Here is a 19,615-nt window from a genome sequence, read left to right as displayed (position 1 = left end):
TTGGTTGTAGGATTGAAAATTGGTATTCATATCTTTGATTGTCAGTACTTAAAGATAAAAAATAACCAATTTTTAAGCAAGCTTTTTAATAGAAAAAGCCGCCCCAGGTTTTGAGACGGCTTCTTTTGTTTCTATTGCAAGTTGTATCTTTCAGAAAACATTTGACCGATGTCCTCAAAAACCAGAATATATCGCGCTTACCGCACCGCCCGACGGATTTCTTTCAATGACGATTCAAAATTCATAATTTTCAGCGATTGCCACCGTGGCGACAACAGTTTTGCGGACGATTTTGCTAACAACCGTAACATCTATTTCCACGCGCTGCAGGATTATTATAAAAAAGGCTTTACGTATTGCGAAATAGGCGATGGCGACGAACTTTGGGAAAATATTTTCTTTAAGGATGTTTTTGAAGCCCACCACAATGTGTATGATTTGATGAAACTTTTCTTCAATGAAGGAAGGCTTTATAGATTGGTGGGAAACCACGATATGGTCTATAAAAACAAAAAATATGTGGAAAAAAACCTCTTTACCTATTTTGATAAAATAACAAATAAAGAAGCACCTCTTTTTCCGGGGATCGAATTTACGGAAGGCCTTATTCTGAAACACGAAGAAACCCAACAGGAAATTTTCATGATGCACGGCCACCAAGCCGATTGGTGGAATTATGTTGGTTGGAAATTCAACCGATTTATGGTGCGCGTACTTTGGCGGCAATTGCAGATTTTTGGGATTGGCGATCCCACCAGTCCCGCTAAAAACTATAAAAATCTAATTAAAGTTGAAAGACGCACCAAACGTTGGATTATTGAAAATAAAAACCTTTTTACCGTCATTGGCCATACCCACAGACCGCGTTTTCCCGAGCCGGGCGACATTGCCTTTTTTAACGACGGAAGCTGCGTACACCCGCGTAGCATCACGGGATTGGAAATAGAAAATGGCGAAATTTCCCTTATAAAATGGCAGATTGCCACCACGGAGGACGGCACGCTTAAAGTTGTGCGGGTCTTGCTGGAAGGACCGCAAAAACTGATTGATTATAAAACTGAATAGCAGCTTTTATCGTACTTAAAATTATAAAACGAAACCAATTCCGAAGGAATTGTATATTTATAGAATCCCGATAGCAATGGTTTCTACGACCCCGAAAGGGTCGAATATCGAAACCGCTATCGTTACCTATAAATATGTAAACCCTCGGGTTTAGTTGGAAAAAATTCATTCTCAGTTTATGATAAATATCAAAAAAAGGATCCATTTTAAAATTGCAATATTACTAATGGCCTTGGTTTCGTTTTCCTGCGGAATTTCAAAAAAGAATGCTTCTTCGGAAAAAACAACCTATAAATATCTGGCGCTCGGCGACAGTTATACCATAGGCGAAAGCGTTTGCGGCGACTGTAATTATCCGAAGCAACTTGCCGATAGTTTAAACAATACCTTAAAGGAAAAAACCTCGGTAAAAATAATTGCCAAAACAGGTTGGACCACTACAGATTTGTTGGGGGCAATCGCCGCGGAAAATCCTTCAAAAGATTATGATTTGGTAACCCTGCTCATTGGCGTGAACAACCAATATCAAGGAAAAACCTTTTCGCTTTACGAAGAAGAATTTCCAAAATTGCTTGATATGGCTATCGGATTCGCAAAAGGAAAAAAGGAAAATGTGATCGTACTATCCATTCCCGATTATGCTTTTACGCCATTCGGACAAAAATCTGGCAAGGCCGAAAAAATTACTTCGGAACTGAAAAACTACAATGCCTTCGCAGAAATGATTTCCAAGGAAAAGGGAGTGCGTTTTGAAAATATAACTCCCATAACCCAAAAAGGTTTGGAAAACCCTACGTTGGTCGCTCCGGACGGCCTGCATCCTTCAGAAGTAGCTTATAAAAAGTTTGTGGATCAGCTATTTCCGTTTGCGAAAATTATTCTGAAATAATCAGAAAGAAGTTACAGCGAGTTTATAAATTTCAGCAAATCCTCCCTTTCCGAAGTAGTGAGATTTTTAAAATTGTTCTTCGCGGTTTCCGCTTCGCCACCGTGCCATAAAATAGCCTCGGTAATGTTCTTCGCCCTTCCGTCGTGGAGAAAATCGGTATGGCCGTTTACCACCTGTGTCAGACCAATTCCCCATAAAGGCCTGGTGCGCCATTCGCGCTCATTGGCAAGAAAATCGGAACGATTGTCGGCCAGCCCCTCGCCCATATCGTGCAGGAGCATATCGGTGTAAGGATAGAAGGTTTGATTGGCGACCTCGGCCACTGAAAAACTTTCAGAAATCATTTTTGGAATATGGCATTTTGCGCATTGTATCTGGTCAAAAAGGGCAGCACCTCGTTTTACTCCTTCATCGTCCAAATTTCTTGGAGCGGGAACGCCCAGCGTTTGGCAATAAAACGTTATCTCGTCCAAAAGGGCTTGCGATATTTCGGGATCGTCGCCCAAGCCATCGCTGCCGTTGCTTTGGCCATAGCCAGTTTCAAAAGGAAATAACGTATTTGTAACGCCCATATCGTGCACATAAGCGCCGGCGCACTGCTCCATAATAGTAGCGGTGTTGGCCTTCCATCCGAAACGGCCAAGTTGTACCGAATTGGAACGATGGTCGAACACATAATTGGCCTTTCCCGAAATTCCGTCGCCATCAGCATCGTTTACATCCTCATTGGCCAAAATATAGTACTCGGGAATGGCTTCCAAAAGACCCAAACCGAATACTGGGGAAGCCAATCGCGGCGAGAGTTGCGCCTCTGCCGGAAAAGGAATGTAGGTGTCCAACAGGGAATATGTAGGTTTTTGGAGTGTTACCTGCGTGCCGTCGGCAAGGGTCTCAACGATGGGTGTGTAGGAAACGTGGAATTTCCCTTCGGGCTCATACCCAAAAATTGCGTGGTTCTGGATCTGTTTCCCGAATCCGGGAACCGGTATAGGTGCATTGTTTTCCCCTGTGCCCGGCATGCTTGTCCGTAAAAAAAATCCACTCAGGCTGTTTATATCATTCGGGAAAGGTGCCCTACCATCCTTGGGGTGGCAGCCAATGCAGGATGAATTGTTGAAAATAGGACCCACGCCACTGTTCACAGGGGCGGGCGCTGTAACGAACACGGTTTCAAATTGAAAATCGCCATCCAAATGAAAATCCAGCTTGGAGCCCGACAAATTGGTTGCCGGCGTACTAAAAGCATTACTGGAAGTCAAAAATACCGTGGTTTCTCCACCTGCCAAAAGACGTTCCTGTAAATTCGGCAAAGGTTCATATACTGAATCAGAATCCTTGGCACAAGATGAAAATAGAAGAACGGATAGTAAAAGGCAATAATAACGCTTCATAGAAAAAAATATAAAAACGGGCTGCCTAAAAATAGCAGCCCGTTATGGAATTAGTTGCTAATTCAAATTTGAAATAAGAGGCACAAGCTGTGATTGCAATTTATTCAAAAGAGCAAGTACCTTGCCCTGGGCAAACTCCACTTCGGCCCGGTTATCGAATATGGCCTGGGTAAAGGTTCCGGGGATGGCCTCAATAGCTACAATGGCTTCAGAAATAGCCGTTTTAATTTCAGTATCGAGGTTTGGGTTTTTGGCGCTTACAATATCAGTAAGACCCTTGCCCTGCACCCCATTAAAGTCGCCGTGATAAATATGCTCAATACTGCGGATATTATTGGCAAAGTCTAATTTTGAGTTGTTGCTGAAACGCGATTCCTCAGCTTCTGGTCTTGGCCCACCATTGTTTCCGTTAAGTGGTTCCTCAATTTTTCCGTTTGCAACTTCATCTGCAATAATCTCAATACCTTCAGCAATTTCAGAAAGTGCATTTATTTTTGAAGTATATACAGATCCGCTTTCCCCAGCATTTATAAAGTTTGAGGCAAAATTACCTTGAGATGGCAGCCATCCAAAATACAACTGTTCAGTTTTTGAACGCAAATCGGAAGCAGCGGCTTTTATGTATTCAATTTCGCGAGCAGTAAGATCGGTGGCTGTTTTATCGCCGTCCAAGCCCCAAAAAAAGTATTCTAACGTATGGAAACCTCTTGCTTCGTTGTTGCTTTCAAGCAAGGATTGGGTAATGGGGTTGCCACTGTTGAGAACATTGTTGATGGCGTTTACGTCAACAGGCCAGGAATCTATCGCGGGGTCGATTCCTTCGGTATCTACGGGGCCATAAAGAAATCCTTCCGATTCCTCCCAAGGGGCACGGGTGTCCTGCCATTTGCTTTTCGCGGTTTCCAAGGCGGCTTCATCGCCAACAGCCATTGCATTAGCAGCCTGTTCCAAAGCAAGCGAATTGGTGTAAAGTTGGTTATACGTTTCAGTAATAACTCTTAAAGAAAGATTGGTTAAGACCTCTTTATAAAGTTCGTCGTTGTTTTCTTGTGTTTCCTGTGGTGGATCGTTATCGCTACAACTGGTAAAACCGAAAGGAGCTGCAATTGCCAAAGCGAGTATAAAGATTGATTTTTTCATTAAAATTTATTTAGAGATTATTTGAATGGTTTAAAATGTAAAGCCTATTCCGGCCGAGAATGTTTTTTCGTGTTGTTTGTTCCCCGTAAATTGCAGGGTTGAGGGATCGTAATTTTCCGAACCCAATTTTCTGTCTGAATAGTGCGCTTTTACAACAATTTGCGGATGCACAAACCAGTTGACCCCTCCCGTAATGGCACTTCGTTCCCAACGCGGATTTTTAACTATCGCGCCTTCCACATCCTGCATGGTGTCGTAATAGTCATAACGCAGAAACGGATATAGTTTTTGGGAAGTTCGGCTTGCGAAAAGTGGCAAAATATTGTAGCCTGCCTCTACAGAAACACCAAGAGCATTTTTGCCGACCGGGGTTCTTTTTACCCCCAGATTGTTGGAAAGATTGGCGTTTTTCTGCGAAACGACATCGGAGTTCTCAAGATTGCCGTATAATGCAACGGCATTAAAGCGAAGATTTTTTTCGTCATAACTTATGTGCCCTTCCACTATGGTTACGTAGGCACTTTTGTTCATATCCTTTTTGGGACGGTTTGCGGCAGCGTCATTAATATAGCCCGCAATCCCTATAAACGTATGGTCATTGGCCCCAAAATAATAATCCAAACGGCCGGCAAAAGCGAAGGATTCAGCATTGTTCATCTCAAAACGCTGCTGGTACCCATTCTTTATCCAGCCCCGTGAGGAAAATCCCGAAGCATCCAGACCACTTACTATATAGGCCTTATATGAAAATCTTTTGGCAAACGTACCGTAAAAGGAGATTCCGTTTTCATACCAACCCAGGGGAAGTATCTCGTTTTCCATTTCGGGACGATAGGTGGTAAAGTATGAGGTGGGCTCATCCAGTTTTTGTGAAAGCCCGAAATACACCTTCATACGGCCAGCGCGAACATTAAAATAAGGCGCTATTTTAAAATCTACATACAACTGCTCCAATTTTACCGAGCCCCCTTTTTCAATTTCGTCCTCAAACTCGCCGAATTCCTCTTGGGTGTCGTAGCCTATCGAGGCCCCGGTACCGCCGTGTTCAAACTCTATTTCCGACTTCAAGCTTATCTTATCAGAAAAAGAATAGCCGAGATACAGATTTAGGCGTTCCAGATCTATTTTATCCTTTAGCGAGGGATCGGTATCAAAATCAAAATGATAGTAGTTCATGGCTCCGTAGCCTTTTAAACTGAAATTCCTAAAGCTAAAGACCGGGCTTTTTTGAAGATTGGAATCCGCACGCATTTCCTCGCGTAACTCCTGTTTGATCTCCTTTTTTAGTTGTGCCACCGTCGTGGAATCCAACACGGTTTGACAAAAAACGCTCCCTGATAGCAACAGGGCAAAAGACACTAAATATCCCTTCATTCTAAAAATTTAGGGCACAAAATTAGTCTTATTTAGACTTAATACAAATAAAAATATGATTTTTTTGAAGAAATTTTATTTCAAATTTTTAATTGGGAAGATTCGCTTACGGATATAGGAATAAAGAAGTGAAAGTACAGGTATTAAGCCTCGGGCGCAAGCTCAACCTCCAATCCATTGAGGGTTTCCGTAATAAATATTTGGCAGCTCAACCGGCTGTTGTCCTGAACGTGAAAGGCCTCGGACAGCATCAGGTCTTCGTCTTGGCCCATTTCGGGCAAAGGGTGGTCGCTCTGCACATAGCACTGGCAGGAAGCGCACATGGCCATACCGCCGCAGATGCCGATGGTGCCCTCGGGAGCCAGCTCGTAGGAACGTATTACCTCCATGAGGTTCATGTTCATATCGGTAGGGGCATCTACTTGGTGTTTTACCCCTTGGCGATCGGTAATGGTTATTTTTATGTCTTTCATGCGCTGTTTTATAAATTATTCAGATCAATTAATTGAAGAAACCACGTTTTGGGAACGAAATTTCAAAAGTAATACAAATGGCAGATTTTGACTCAGGAAAAACAAAATTTAGGCGAAGGCCGAAATCTATTTTATTATATTTCGGGCTATTTTTGAAGGGAAAAATGCAACCATTCCAATAGTGGTTCCTTATTTCCAATAAAACAACAATATGTTTAAGCATCAAGGTAAGAGCCGTACTATGGCACACAATCTGCACATTGCGGTTGTCCTATCTTTTGTCGCGGGAATGGTAAATGTAGCTGGATTCTTGGCCTTTCGTCAACTTACCACCAACGTTACCGGTCATTTCACATTTTTTGTGGCAGATTTAGCCGAAGGAAGTCTCTGGTTGGGATTTGTCTATTTTCTTTATATTTTTTCCTTTTTGGCGGGCTCCATGGCTGCAAGTCTTTTGATAGAACAGTTTAAAACCACCCGAAAGTTGAATGTTTTTGTAGTGCCTACTTTTATAGAAATCTTGCTCCTATCTACGGTAGGACTTGTAAACTTTTCGTGGGCTATGGATCACGCAAATCTGTTGATCTGTCTGCTCTTGTTTACGATGGGCCTGCAGAACTCATTTGTTACACGAATTTCGAATGCCGTAGTGCGCACTACCCACTTAACGGGTTTGTTTACCGACCTGGGGATTGATCTGTCCTATCTTTTTTTTCCAAAACGCCATCGCGACCGCAAAACCCTTAATGCCAATATTAAACTGCGCATCTATATTATTTGTTCCTTTTTGGGCGGCGGTCTCGTGGCCGGATTTCTATATATTGAATGGAATCTTCAACTGAAGACACTCTTGATAGGAGCCTTTATTTTATTGTTAAGCCTGTTTCTCGACGATCTGCGTTTTGGGTGGTATCAGATACAACGCAAGCATTTGCGGTAACACACGGGATAAGGAGAAGGAATAGATTTTTTTCAAATCTGAAATTGAAGTGAAACGATAAGAAATCCCACAGTAATTTTCCGTCTTAATCGATAGATTTCACCACCGCCTTGGGAGCTTCCTTTTTACTACCGTCAAAACCTTCCACGCCGCCAACGGTGGTGTATTTCATTACATAACGCTTATCTGGAAAAATTCGTTGGTAGGCGCTTTGGCACATTAAGGTTGCCTCGTGGAAACCGCAAAGAATAAGTTTCAGCTTTCCCGGGTACGTATTTACGTCGCCGATGGCGTAGATTCCGGGGATGTTTGTTTGATAGTCTAAAGCATTGTTGACTTTAATCGCATTTTTTTCAATTTCAAGGCCCCAATCGGCTATGGGGCCGAGTTTTGGCGACAATCCGAAAAGCGGAATAAAATGGTCGCATTCACGGTTGAAGACCTCAGCTCCCTGCTTAATAACCACTTCTTCCAAACGCTCTTTTCCCACCAAGCCAATTACTTCGGCAGGGGTTATCAATTCAATCTTTCCGAGGTTCTTTAATTCCTGTACTTTTTCCACACTGTCCAACGCGCCGCGGAATTCATTCCTGCGATGCACAAGCGTGACGCTTTTAGCAACATCTGTTAAAAAAATGCTCCAATCCAGGGCAGAATCGCCACCGCCGGAGATAACAATATTTTTATCCCTATACATTTCAGGATTGCGGATGATATATTCCACACCCTTATCTTCAAAGTCGGAAAGATTTGTAATAGGCGGTTTGCGCGGTTCAAAACTTCCCAATCCCCCTGCTATTGCAACAATGGGAGCGTGATGTTTTGTGCCTTTGTCCGTAGTAACTATAAAGGTGCCATCCTCCAACTTTTCAATAGTATCTGCGCGCTCGCCAAGGGTAAAGCCCGGCTGGAATGGCTCAATCTGCTTCATCAAATTGTTTACCAATTCGCCCGCCAATATTTCGGGAAAGCCGGGAATATCGTAAATGGGTTTTTTGGGATATATTTCGGCACACTGCCCGCCTGCTTGCGGGAGCGCATCGATTAAATGGCATTTCAACTTTAGTAATCCTGCTTCAAAAACGGCGAAAAGACCCGTAGGTCCCGCACCGATGATAAGAATATCTGTTTTAATCATGAAAGACTATTTCTTTATTGTGTTCAAAAATAGTTTTGAAATTGGGGTTAAAAAATGACCGTTGTCACTATTGTGAAATGCTAACAACTCTTTCAATTTGTGGGGCGTATTTCTTAATGGTCATCTCCACGCCGCTCTTAAGGGTCATTTGGTTCACCGAGCAGCCCACGCAAGCACCTTGCAACTGAACATTTACTATTTTATCATCCTCAATTGAAACAAGGGCGATATCGCCACCGTCATTCTGCAAAAACGGACGGATCTCATCCAATGCCTGCTCTACCTTAGTTGTTAGTTCCTGCGTTGTCATATTATTTTTTTACGGCGCTGCAACCTGCCATTGTTGTAATTTTTATTGCTTCGGTGGGCGGAAGGTTCTCGTTCCTGCGCACGGTTTCCTCCACTACATTTCTCGTGATTTCCTCAAAAGCTTCCTCAATGGGGGTTGCGGTCTGCAATGCTGCCGGCCTACCCGCATCACCTGCTTCGCGAATGCTTTGCACCAAAGGCACTTCACCTAAAAATGGCACTTCCAAATCTTCGGCCAAATGTTTGGCGCCCTCTTTCCCAAAGATATAGTATTTATTTTCAGGAATCCCGATAGCTATCGGGACGGCCGGAGTGAAATAGGACATATTTTCAATGATTCCCAAAACGGGAACGTCAATATTTTCTTGGCGGAACATCGCCACTCCCTTTCGAGCATCGGCCAAGGCCACGTTTTGTGGCGTACTAACCACGACCGCACCCGTAATTGGTAACGACTGCATAATGCTCAAGTGAATGTCTCCCGTTCCCGGCGGAAGGTCTATCAGCATAAAATCGAGCTCGCCCCAAGCGGCGTCAAAAATAAGTTGGTTCAATGCCTTTGCGGCCATCGGGCCACGCCATATAACGGCTTGGTCGGGTTGGGTGAAAAAGCCTATGGAGAGAATTTTTATTCCATAGTTTTCCACGGGTTTCATTTTGCTCTTGCCGCCCACATTTACCGAAAGTGGCTTTTCCATTGCCACATCAAACATAATCGGGATGGAAGGCCCGTAAATATCTGCGTCCAAAATACCGACCTTGAAGCCCATTTTTGAAAGCGTTACCGCAAGATTTGCAGCAACCGTAGATTTGCCCACGCCACCCTTTCCGGATGCCACGGCAATTATATTTTGGATACCCGGAATGGGTTTCCCTTTAATTAAGTTAGGATTTTGCGGTTTTGCAGGTGCTTTCACCTTTATATTTACCTGTACTTTGGCATTGGCATCCACTTTTTCGTGAATGGTTTTAATAATATCTGCCTCGGCACGTTTTTTTATGTGAAGTGCCGGAGTGGAAAGTTTCAAGTCCACGATAATTTCATCTGCAAAGGTTACTACATTCTGCACGGCACCGCTCTCTACCATATTTTTTCCTTCCCCAGAGACCGTAATCGTTTCAAGGGCTTTCAGGATATCTTGTTTTGAAATGCTCATTTTTTATCACAATATTTAGATTCATTCTAAAGTGCAAATATACTAAAATAAGTTGGCAGTATTCAGTAGCGGAACGCAGTAAGTTTTATGGAAAATGATTTCCTATTATTTGTAAATTTTTGCAAAATTAGGAAATATCATCAAAAACCGTATATTTGTAAATATTTGTAAATTTTTTTAAAATTAGGAAATAATGATTGAGAAGGCACCGGAATTTAAAATTGAGCCCGATACTGATATATTTTATGCAACAATATTAATTGCACTCTCTAATAATGTAAACAATGAATATCTCACTAAAATAGAATCAGAATATCTCTATTGGGATAAAGTTAAATATTTAGGCGATAATAATATTGGTGCGGAACAACTCTGGAATATTTCAAAAACAACACGACAACTCAGAAACAAAAATTTACGAATTGGGAAAAGACAACCGATTCACTTCAACTATAACATAAATGACTTTCTCCAACAAAAACTTCACTACTTAGACTTTAACTTCGGCGCGGGAATCCAAAAAAAAGAACTGCTCGACGAACTTGATAAACAAAAATATCTGACCAACGCATTAATGGAAGAATCCATCTTCTCTTCCAAAATTGAAGGGGCCAGCACAACACGCGTAAAAGCGAAGGAGATGTTGCGAAAAAACAAGACCCCAAAAAACAAAAGCGAGCAGATGATATTGAACAATTACGAAACCATCCAATACATCAGCGAACATAAGGAGGAAGATATTTCACTGGAAAAATTGTTTGAAATCCACCGTTTGGTTACCAAAAAGACTTTGGACGAGAATCAAGTGGGCGTGCTTCGGAATAATGACGAGATACACGTAATGAATGATTTAACGGGAGAAATTGTACATACGCCCCCGCCCTTCAACGAATTGGAAGGATTGATGAGGTCATTCTGTGAGTTTTTCAACAATAACCCAAAGGAAAATTTTATCCATCCCATCGTTAAAGCGAGTATTCTCCATTTCTTAATCGGCTACATTCACCCCTTTGCCGACGGAAACGGAAGGACCGCGAGAGCCTTGTTTTATTGGCATCTATTAAAGAACGGTTATTGGCTTACCGAATATCTTTCAATTTCGCGCGTAATAATGAAGAGCAAAACACAATATGAAAATGCCTATTTATATACCGAGATTGATGATATGGATGTAACCTATTTTATCCATTATCAAGTAAAAGTTTTGACACAAGCTTTTGAGGATTTAAAGGAATACGTCGCCAAAAAGAAAAAAGAAGCAAATAATCTGGCGCAGTTTTATAAGGAACCCAACATTAATGATAGACAGGCCCAGATACTTTATTGGATAAAGGAAAACCCAAATAGAAATTTTACCGTAAAAGAAATAGAAACTGTATTTTCAGTAACCAATCAGACTGCACGAACCGATTTGGAGAGTTTGGTTGAAAAAAATATTCTGAAGAAAGTAAAAATCAACCAAAAAACCGCCAATTATTGGAAAGGGGATTCCTTTGATAAAAAATTCGAGAAGTAATTATTTGGGAATTTGTCCATTCAGATTTTGAATTTTGAACCTTGAATTTTGAATATTTTCAAAGTTCCTTCATCGGGTCCCAAAAAAGAGTCTCAAAATTCTGGATTTTATTGTCAACAACCTCAATGCCCTCACTTTCCAAAAGTTGTTGCATCAAGTTTGTTCCCTGAAAATGGTGCTTGCCGGTTAATAAGCCGTTTCGGTTTACCACCCTGTGGGCGGGAACTTCCTTTTTATTGCTTCCGTTCAGGGCCCAACCTACCATTCTGGCACTCCCGGCTGCCCCCAGATAGTTTGCGATTGCGCCGTAGGAAGTTACCCTTCCATACGGGATAAGCGCCGCTACTTGATAGACTTTTTCAAAAAAACCTTCGTTGGACATTTTTAAAATTCCTTTAAAATCTTCAATAATGTTATAACGGAAATTGCAGCAGTAACGATTCCTATAACGTAATTCATATTTAGGCTCAATTTACGCGAATGTTCCTTTGGTCTAAAAAACTGGACATAAAGCGATAGGCTCGCATAAGTGCCCAAACCGGATGCTATTACAGCCATCCAAAGTTCAAGTTGGGAAAAGGCAAACATCCCAAAAGCCGAAAAAGTGATGCTGAGATAGATCCAATAAGGGATTGGTAAAATGTTTAACATTGCTATAAAAATCCCCAAAAAGAAGCGGTTTCTTTTGGAATGTTCGTTGTGGTCGCGAATTTCCCTGCGGGTATCCTTTGCTATAAAGATGAAGTAAATGGTAAGACTAATAAATATGCCCAAAGCCACTTTTTGAAGCATGCTAACCACATCGGGATGTTTTCCTATGTAACGGGCAAGAATGAGCGCGATATATGTTTGGAGCATCACTGTGATGCACACCCCCATCGAAAAAAGAAAGGCTCGTTTTCTGCCCTCTTTCATACTTATTTTGGCAGCATACATATTTATCAAACCTGGCGGAAGCACCCCAATAAATGAGCCTAAAAAACCTATAAATAAATTGTAAATTATTGCCATTTAGGGCGGTTGTTTCTGTGAATATACTGAATTTCCAACTAACGGAACTTAAACCGGATGTAGGTTATCTTCTTTCCTATTTCCAGATATTGCCGTTCATAAAAGGTTTGGATGTTCGTTACGGCATCCGGAGCTCCTTGGCTTCCATATACGTCGTGATGGGCATATTCTATTTCTTCATCCAACCCGTGCAATAGCCCCAGCGTGTAGCCATGCATAAACTCGCTGTCGGTTTTTAGATGAACAACGCCATCGGGCTTCAATATTTTTTTGTATTTCTGAAGAAAATCTTCGTTCGTCAATCTATGCTTGGTGCGTTTGTATTTTATCTGTGGGTCGGGAAAGGTTATCCAGATTTCATCTACTTCGTTTTCCTCAAAAATGTTGTCCACGAGTTCAATTTGGGTCCTTAAAAAACCTACGTTTTTCAGGTTTTCTTCCAAAGCGATTTTTGCCCCACGCCAAAAGCGCGCGCCCTTTATATCTATTCCCAAAAAGTTTACTTCGGGATGTGCCTTGGCAAGATTTACGGAGTATTCGCCCTTGCCACAGCCCAATTCCAAAACCAAGGGGTTTTCGTTTTTGAAGAAATCCTTTCGCCAGTTTCCCTTTAATTTCAGCGAATCGTCCAGCACTTCCTCGCGCGAGGGTTGCACCACGTTTGCAAAAGTCTCGTTTTCCTTAAAGCGTCTCAGTTTGTTTTTACTTCCCAAAGTTTAAAATTTTCGGTAAAATTAAGGAAATATAACACCGCTGCAATTATTGCTACCTTTGTTTTTATGCCAAAAAAGAAGACCATATTGGTTGCGCCGCTCAATTGGGGCTTGGGCCATGCCACGCGTTGTATCCCCATAATCCGCGCCTTGTTAGACCATAATTTTAAGGTGCTGATAGCTTCCGATGGGGCGGCGCTGCTATTGCTCCAAAAGGAATTTCCCGAATTGGAAACCGTAGAATTGCCTTCATACAATATTACGTATCCAAAAAAGGGAAGCCATTTTAAATGGAAGCTTCTTTTAAAACTGCCACAGCTAAGAAACACGATGAATTCTGAAAAGAAAATCATTCGCCAAATGGTCGCTACCGGAAAAATTCAAGGCATAATCAGCGATAACCGTTTGGGGGTAAGGAATAAGGCTATTCCTTCGGTTTACATTACGCACCAACTTAACGTTTTAACAGGCAGCACTAGCTTTTTCAGCAGCGCGATGCATCAAAAAATCATTAAAAAATTTGACGTGTGTTGGGTGCCCGATGTGGATGATGTGGTTATAAACCTCAGCGGTAAACTGGGCCACTTAAAAAGAGCGCCGTTTCCCATTAAATATATAGGTATTCTGGGCCGAATGGAAAAAAAGGAGTTTCCCAAAACCATAGATATCCTGCTCCTGCTTTCAGGCCCTGAACCACAACGCACGCTTTTTGAGGAAAAACTGAAAAATGCCTTTAAGAAAAGTGAAAAGAACATTTTATTGGTTCGCGGTATTGTTGAAGAGGAACAGCACTGGGACAATTCTGAAAACATAAAAACGGTGAATTTTCTACAGCGCGCCGAATTGGGAGAGGTTATCAATAAAAGTGAAATGGTGGTTTGCCGTTCGGGCTACACTTCAATAATGGATTTAACCCTATTAGAAAAAAATGTATTCTTCGTTCCCACCCCCGGCCAATACGAACAGGAATATCTGGCAAAACGACTCAAAAATTTAGGAATAGTCCCATCCTGCAAACAAGAAAAGTTTAAACCGAAAAAGTTGAACAAAGTCGCGGTTTACAAAGGGCTTAAGACCTTGGCACAGCAACCCGTAAATTTTTCGGAATTATTTTCCCTTTTCGAGCGTAAATGAAAACTCGGAGCCAATGCCAAACTGGCTTTCCACGTAGATTTTTTCGTTGTGCGCCTCCACGATATGCTTTACAATGGAAAGCCCCAAACCGCTGCCGCCCTCTTTCCGCGAGCCGCTTTTGTCCACACGGTAAAAACGCTCAAAAATACGCGGCAAATTTTCTTTTAAAATACCTTCGCCATTATCGGTAACGCGAACCAGCACTCTATTTTTTAAAATATTTTCAATACTTATCTCAGTGGTCCCGTCTTGTTTTCCATACTTCAAGGAATTTACGATGAGGTTTGTAAGCACCTGTTCAATTCGCTCCCGGTCTGCCTTTACGATTATTTCCTCTGAATATTCCTTGTCAAAAACAAGGGAAATGTTTTTTTTGGCAGCCTTCATTTCAAGCAAATCAAAAATGTTTTGAATCAATTCCAATATGTTGAAATTTTCTTTATTCAGCACTAAACCTCCCACTTCCAGCTTGGCAATCATATCCAATTCCTTCACAATATAAATTAGGCGTTCCACACCTTTATTGGCCCGGCGCAGATATTCTTTTCGCACCTTTTTATCTTTCATGGCGCCGTCCAGCAGCGTCAGGATATAACTCTGCACAGTGAACAAAGGCGTTTTGAGCTCGTGCGAAATGTTTCCCATAAATTCCTTTCGGTAGTTTTCGCGGATGTTGAGGGTTTCTATCTCCAGTTTCTTGTCCTGCGCAAAGCGTTCTACCTCTCGGGTCAATTCCTCCATATTTGTAGTTACGGACGGTTTTGGGATTATCTTTTCGTCCAGCACCCGCACGTCTTCGTATATTTTTTTTATGCGGGAATAGATGAATTTTTCAATTCGATATTGAATCAGTAAAAAACAAATCGCAAAAAGAAAGAGAAAGAATAGTACCAGCCAGAGAAAAACAATTTCAGAAACCGCATACATAAAAATGCCCATTGCCACGGTCGTGGATGCGGCAATGAGCAAGGCGGTGGAAGCTGCAAAACTGTATTTCTTTGAAAATTTCATCGTGATTTAAACTACAAATTTGTAACCCACTCCCTTTACGGTCTTAAATCGATCGTCGCCTATTTTTTCGCGCAGCTTTCTAATATGTACGTCGATGGTGCGGCCGCCCACAATCACGTCGTTGCCCCAAATGCTATCTAAAATAGTTTCGCGCTTAAAGACTTTTCCCGGTTTTGAAGCAAGCAATGCCAATAGTTCAAATTCCTTTCGGGGAAGGATAATTTCTTCTTTGCCGAGCAGAATTTTATATTCCTCCCGGTTGATTGTTAAATTTCCGAGTTTTATTTTTTCATCGTCCGCTTCTTCCTTAAATCTGCGCAACAAGGCTTTCACTTTGCTTACCAGCACTTTTGGTTTGATGGGTTTTGTTATATAATCGTCGGCACCGGCTTCAAAACCCGCCATTTGGGAGTAGTCTTCGCCACGGGCAGTTAAAAAGGTAATTACGGTCTCGGAAAGCTCCGGTATGTTCCTGATTTTCTCGCAAGCCTCAATGCCGTCCATTTTCGGCATCATCACATCCATGATAATTAGTTGCGGCCTGAGCTTTTTGGCCTGTGCTATGGCCTCAACACCGTTTTCCGCGGTTTCAACACGGTATCCTTCCGCAGCCAGATTATATCGAACTATTTCAAGAATATCCGGTTCGTCATCAACCAACAAAATTTTAATATCCTTTTTCTTCATATTAAATTTTAATCGTTTTAACAGGTCAAAGATACTATTATTTAACCTCAGGAAATCTTTAGCACGCTTATTGTTAATGGTATGGTAACGGTTTAATAATATGAAAACTCACGACCAATTGCATCAATTATAGACGTAAAACACAACCAAAAATATTTTCCCCAGCCAATTTTCAAAGTTGAAAATATTTCTTTAAATTTAATTAGATAACTTAAAAACAGATGGTTATGAAAACAATTACATTTGTCTCAATCGTATTGTTCTGCACCATTTCTTTTTCGCAAATACGCATTAATGAAGTGGATTCTGATCAAACCGGAACCGATGTTACGGAATTTGTTGAAATTCTTTCCGATTCCCCAAACTTTTCACTGGAAGGTTACCTTGTTGTTTTCTATAATGGCACAGACGACGAAAGTTATAAAACGGTAGATTTAACCGGATATGTTACAGATTCGGAAGGGTTTTTCATAATTGGCAGCAGCGCTACGCCCGGAGTCGATATTGCTATCGGAACGAGCAATACCATACAAAATGGGCCTGATGCTATTGCTATTTATCAAGATAGCGCCAGCAATTTTCCAAATGGAACGCCCGTTACAAACGTTAATTTGATTGATGCGATTGTATATGGAACCAATGATGACGATGACCCAGAGCTTTTAGCAGGGCTCGGCCAAACCGTTCAATATGATGAAGACCTGAATGGAAACAAGGATACAGAATCCATACAAAATGATGGTGCGGGAAGCTTCTGTGTTGATGTGCCAACCTTGCGCGCCACAAATGCCTGTTTTTTAAGTATTGACGGATCAAAGACCAACGTTTTTAATATTTATCCAAACCCTGCAACCAAAGGCTATGTGGACATCACATCAAAAGTGAACGGTGCCAAAACCATTACAATTTTTGACATACTGGGAAAGCAAGTTTTAAAAACTACTTTTTACGGCGACAGATTGGACATTTCAACTTTGAACAGCGGTGTTTACATCTTGAAGATTGAGCAAGGAAAATCTTCAGCTACCAAAAAATTGGTTGTTAAGTAATCCATTATAAATTTTACTTTTAAAGCTCCTGTTTCGGCAGGGGCTTTTTTATTTACCTACTTTTGAAAAGATTTTTTTGATTGGTAATTATGCTCGAAAAGGAAATTTTTAACATCAAATCCGAAGCGGAATTTCAGCGACTTGCTATTGAAGTGTTCCGTTTTCAGCACGAAAATGTTCGCGTTTATCGCAATTTCTGCAACCTGTTGAATACGCAAATTTCCGAAGTAAAAACAATTGCGGAAATACCCTTTTTACCCATTCAATTTTTTAAAAGCCATAAGATACTTGCCGAAAATAGTGTAGAAGAAACGGTCTTCACCAGTAGTGGCACAACTGGCAGTATAAACAGCAGGCATTACGTTTCCGACATAGGGCTATACGAAACCAGTTTTTTGAAAGCTTTCGAAAGCAACTACGGCAAAACCGAAAATTTTGTAATCCTCGCATTGCTCCCTTCCTATTTGGAGCGCGAAGGGTCGTCACTTATTTATATGGTTGAAAAGCTGATTGAAAAAAGCAACAACCCCCACAGTGGGTTTTATTTATACGAAATGGACGCTTTGATTGAAAAGTTGGCGTTTTTGGAAAGTAACAACCAACGGACAATCCTCATCGGTGTTTCTTATGCGTTGCTCGATTTAATTGAAAAAACCGGCTTTCAACTTAAAAACACAATAGTGATGGAAACCGGCGGAATGAAAGGCCGTCGAAAGGAAATGATACGAGAGGAACTCCACGAAATTTTAAAAACTGGTTTCGGGGTTCATAAAATCCACAGCGAATACGGAATGACGGAGCTACTCTCGCAAGCCTATTCCGTTGGCGATGGTCTTTTTTCCTGCCCTCCGTGGATGAAAGTTGTAACCCGCGACACAGAAGATGCACTTTCCTATACTTTCGAAAGGACAGGGGGAATAAATGTGATTGACTTAGCAAACCTGTATTCGTGTTCCTTTATTGCAACCCAAGACTTGGGAAAAACCTTTGCTGATGGCACTTTTGAGGTTTTGGGCCGGTTCGATTTTAGTGATATCCGCGGCTGCAATCTAATGGTTTTGTAGGGAAAAATTTAACACAGCCTTTGGCGAAAAAGCGTAAGGTTATCATAAATCCATCGACCAAGAAACCGTGAAAAAGTGATGATTTTTCATAATTTGGTTGGTTAGTTAATCGAAAAATCCCCGTGCAGTCTTTGCCGGGGGTTTTTTTTATTCAAAAGATTTTCAACTAAACGGCCTTTATAATAAAATAATTCTTCTTTCCCCGCTGCAGCAGCACAAATTGCCCATTGATCAAATCGTTTTCGCCAACCGTAAAATCGTCGGCAACTTTTTCTTTGTTCACGGAAATAGAGTTTTCCTTTAAAGCGCGACGGGCCTCACTGTTCGATTTCAAAAATCCGGTCTTTTCAGATAAAGCGCCAATAATATCAATTCCACTTTTAAGTTCTTCCTTTGAAATTTCCGCTTGCGGCACGCCTTCAAAAACATCGAGAAAGGTTTTTTCATCAAGTGTTTTCAAATCTTCGGAAGTGGAATTTCCGAATAAAATTTCAGAAGCTTTTACAGCTTTTTTATACTCATCGGCACTGTGAACGGTTGTGGTAACTTCCTGTGCCAAGCGCTTTTGAAGCAGGCGCAAATGTGGCGCTTCTTTGTGCTCCGCAATCAGATCTTCAATTGTTTCCTTGTCGAGAAAAGTGAAAATCTTGATGTATTTTTCGGCATCGTCATCACTCGTATTCAGCCAGTATTGGTAAAATTTGTAGGGGGAAGTTTTACTCGCATCCAGCCATACGTTTCCGCCCTCACTTTTCCCAAACTTGCTGCCGTCACTTTTTGTAATTAGCGGGCACGTTAAGGCATAGCCCTTTGTGCCGTCCATTCTTCGTAAAAGTTCTGTTCCGGTGGTAATATTTCCCCACTGGTCGCTACCGCCCATTTGGAGGGTGCAGTTTAAACTTCTGTTTAAGTGGACAAAGTCGTAGCCCTGGATCAATTGGTACGTAAATTCCGTGAATGAGAGTCCGTCGGCACTCTCGCCGCTCAATCGGGTTTTCACGGAATCCTTGGCCATCATATAGTTTACGGTAATGTGCTTGCCCACGTTTCGAATAAAATCCAAAAATGAAAATTCCTTGATCCAGTCGTAATTATTTACCAGCACGGCCTGGTTTTCGGCACCCGACGAAAAGTCCAAAAACTGTGAAAGTTGGTTTTTTACACATTCCTGGTTGTGGCGTAGTGCAGTCTCATCAAGCAAATTGCGCTCAGCACTTTTCCCCGAAGGATCGCCGATCATTCCCGTGGCCCCGCCAACCAATGCCACCGGCTTGTGGCCGCAGCGCTGATAGAAAGACAAGAGCATTATAGGCACCAAATTGCCGATGTGAAGCGAATCTGCCGTAGGGTCAAACCCCACGTAGGCCGACCGCATGGCTTCCATAAGGTGTGTTTCGGTTTCCGGCATTACATCGTGGACCATGCCACGCCATTGTAGTTCTTCAACGAAATTTTTCAGCTTCATCTTTAAATTTTTACTCCGCCGCCAGGGCTTTGGAAAATGAGGATGCAAAGATAGGGTTATCATTTCAGATTGAGGAATTCAAAATTCAA

Annotated in this window: 20 protein-coding genes; 7 read left to right on the top strand and 13 right to left on the bottom strand. The window is 41.7% G+C overall.

Annotation, left to right across the window (positions count from 1 at the left end; all coding sequences use genetic code 11):
- Positions 1–168 precede the first annotated feature (168 nt).
- Complete coding sequence (locus POV26_RS14420; RefSeq protein WP_272857165.1) at positions 169–1,065, top strand: metallophosphoesterase family protein; 897 nt, start codon at positions 169–171, stop codon at positions 1,063–1,065.
- Positions 1,066–1,243: 178 nt separating this feature from the next.
- On the top strand, positions 1,244–1,954 hold the full coding sequence (locus POV26_RS14415) for an SGNH/GDSL hydrolase family protein (protein ID WP_272857164.1): 711 nt from the start codon (positions 1,244–1,246) through the stop codon (positions 1,952–1,954).
- Between the two features lie 11 nt (positions 1,955–1,965).
- Here POV26_RS14415 and POV26_RS14410 read toward each other — a convergent pair whose 3' ends face one another.
- From POV26_RS14410 to POV26_RS14395, 4 genes are all read right to left on the bottom strand, one after another.
- On the bottom strand, positions 1,966–3,345 hold the full coding sequence (locus POV26_RS14410; protein ID WP_272857163.1) for a di-heme oxidoreductase family protein: 1,380 nt from the start codon (positions 3,343–3,345) through the stop codon (positions 1,966–1,968).
- Positions 3,346–3,402: 57 nt separating this feature from the next.
- Positions 3,403–4,485: an imelysin family protein gene (locus POV26_RS14405; RefSeq protein ID WP_272857162.1), complete on the bottom strand. Its 1,083-nt coding sequence runs from the start codon at positions 4,483–4,485 to the stop codon at positions 3,403–3,405.
- Positions 4,486–4,515: 30 nt separating this feature from the next.
- Positions 4,516–5,859: a porin gene (locus POV26_RS14400; RefSeq protein WP_272857161.1), complete on the bottom strand. Its 1,344-nt coding sequence runs from the start codon at positions 5,857–5,859 to the stop codon at positions 4,516–4,518.
- A 143-nt stretch (positions 5,860–6,002) separates the two neighbouring features.
- Positions 6,003–6,332 (bottom strand): 2Fe-2S iron-sulfur cluster-binding family protein, encoded by a 330-nt coding sequence (locus POV26_RS14395; RefSeq protein ID WP_272857160.1) that lies wholly within the window; start codon positions 6,330–6,332, stop codon positions 6,003–6,005.
- Positions 6,333–6,543: 211 nt separating this feature from the next.
- Between POV26_RS14395 and POV26_RS14390 the strand changes: the two genes are divergently transcribed.
- Positions 6,544–7,272 carry a YoaK family protein gene (locus tag POV26_RS14390; RefSeq protein ID WP_272857159.1) on the top strand — a complete coding sequence of 243 codons (729 nt, stop codon included), beginning with the start codon at positions 6,544–6,546 and terminating at the stop codon, positions 7,270–7,272.
- 85 nt (positions 7,273–7,357) lie between these two features.
- Here POV26_RS14390 and POV26_RS14385 read toward each other — a convergent pair whose 3' ends face one another.
- The 3 genes from POV26_RS14385 to POV26_RS14375 form a co-directional block, all read right to left on the bottom strand.
- Entirely contained in the window at positions 7,358–8,410 is a 1,053-nt protein-coding gene (locus tag POV26_RS14385; RefSeq protein ID WP_272857158.1) for an NAD(P)/FAD-dependent oxidoreductase, read from the bottom strand.
- Positions 8,411–8,477: 67 nt separating this feature from the next.
- Positions 8,478–8,720 carry a NifU family protein gene (locus POV26_RS14380; RefSeq protein ID WP_272857157.1) on the bottom strand — a complete coding sequence of 81 codons (243 nt, stop codon included), beginning with the start codon at positions 8,718–8,720 and terminating at the stop codon, positions 8,478–8,480.
- Position 8,721: 1 nt separating this feature from the next.
- A complete protein-coding gene (locus tag POV26_RS14375; protein WP_272857156.1) occupies positions 8,722–9,876 on the bottom strand; it encodes an Mrp/NBP35 family ATP-binding protein in 1,155 nt (384 codons plus the stop codon).
- A 193-nt stretch (positions 9,877–10,069) separates the two neighbouring features.
- On the opposite strand from POV26_RS14375, the gene POV26_RS14370 reads away from it, so the two are divergent.
- Positions 10,070–11,392, top strand: a complete 1,323-nt coding sequence (locus POV26_RS14370) for a Fic family protein (RefSeq protein ID WP_272857155.1) — start codon at positions 10,070–10,072, stop codon at positions 11,390–11,392.
- 58 nt (positions 11,393–11,450) lie between these two features.
- Here the strand turns inward: POV26_RS14370 and POV26_RS14365 are convergent, their stop codons facing one another.
- Genes POV26_RS14365 through trmB form a run of 3 tightly spaced genes read right to left on the bottom strand, consistent with a single transcriptional unit; the run spans position 11,451 to position 13,116 of the window.
- Complete coding sequence (locus tag POV26_RS14365; RefSeq protein WP_272857154.1) at positions 11,451–11,774, bottom strand: MGMT family protein; 324 nt, start codon at positions 11,772–11,774, stop codon at positions 11,451–11,453.
- A gap of 2 nt (positions 11,775–11,776) precedes the next feature.
- Positions 11,777–12,403 carry a LysE family translocator gene (locus tag POV26_RS14360; RefSeq protein WP_272857153.1) on the bottom strand — a complete coding sequence of 209 codons (627 nt, stop codon included), beginning with the start codon at positions 12,401–12,403 and terminating at the stop codon, positions 11,777–11,779.
- Positions 12,404–12,441: 38 nt separating this feature from the next.
- Entirely contained in the window at positions 12,442–13,116 is a 675-nt protein-coding gene (gene trmB / locus POV26_RS14355) for a tRNA (guanosine(46)-N7)-methyltransferase TrmB (protein WP_272857152.1), read from the bottom strand.
- 66 nt (positions 13,117–13,182) lie between these two features.
- Here trmB and POV26_RS14350 point away from each other — a divergent pair, with 66 nt between their 5' ends.
- A complete protein-coding gene (locus tag POV26_RS14350; protein WP_272857151.1) occupies positions 13,183–14,250 on the top strand; it encodes a glycosyltransferase in 1,068 nt (355 codons plus the stop codon).
- On the opposite strand, the gene POV26_RS14345 is transcribed toward POV26_RS14350, so the two are convergent.
- Together POV26_RS14345 and POV26_RS14340 are read right to left on the bottom strand one after the other, a co-directional pair.
- Positions 14,224–15,261: a sensor histidine kinase gene (locus POV26_RS14345; protein WP_272857150.1), complete on the bottom strand. Its 1,038-nt coding sequence runs from the start codon at positions 15,259–15,261 to the stop codon at positions 14,224–14,226. The genes POV26_RS14350 and POV26_RS14345 overlap by 27 nt on opposite strands.
- 6 nt (positions 15,262–15,267) lie before the next feature.
- Positions 15,268–15,948, bottom strand: coding sequence for a response regulator transcription factor (locus POV26_RS14340; protein ID WP_272857149.1), 681 nt, complete (start codon positions 15,946–15,948; stop codon positions 15,268–15,270).
- A 227-nt stretch (positions 15,949–16,175) separates the two neighbouring features.
- On the opposite strand from POV26_RS14340, the gene POV26_RS14335 reads away from it, so the two are divergent.
- Both POV26_RS14335 and POV26_RS14330 read left to right on the top strand, forming a co-directional pair.
- Positions 16,176–16,997 (top strand): T9SS type A sorting domain-containing protein, encoded by an 822-nt coding sequence (locus POV26_RS14335; protein ID WP_272857148.1) that lies wholly within the window; start codon positions 16,176–16,178, stop codon positions 16,995–16,997.
- Between the two features lie 86 nt (positions 16,998–17,083).
- Entirely contained in the window at positions 17,084–18,061 is a 978-nt protein-coding gene (locus POV26_RS14330; protein ID WP_272857171.1) for a long-chain-fatty-acid--protein ligase, read from the top strand.
- Positions 18,062–18,227: 166 nt separating this feature from the next.
- Here POV26_RS14330 and tyrS read toward each other — a convergent pair whose 3' ends face one another.
- Positions 18,228–19,526, bottom strand: a complete 1,299-nt coding sequence (gene tyrS / locus POV26_RS14325; RefSeq protein ID WP_272857147.1) for a tyrosine--tRNA ligase — start codon at positions 19,524–19,526, stop codon at positions 18,228–18,230.
- Positions 19,527–19,615 lie beyond the last annotated feature (89 nt).

Origin of the sequence: Aequorivita todarodis (assembly GCF_028561335.1) — a bacterium.
GTDB classification, from domain to species: Bacteria; Bacteroidota; Bacteroidia; order Flavobacteriales; family Flavobacteriaceae; genus Aequorivita; species Aequorivita todarodis.
The sequence above is the reverse complement of the archived record's forward strand: the minus strand, read 5'-3'. Positions and strand labels throughout refer to the sequence as shown.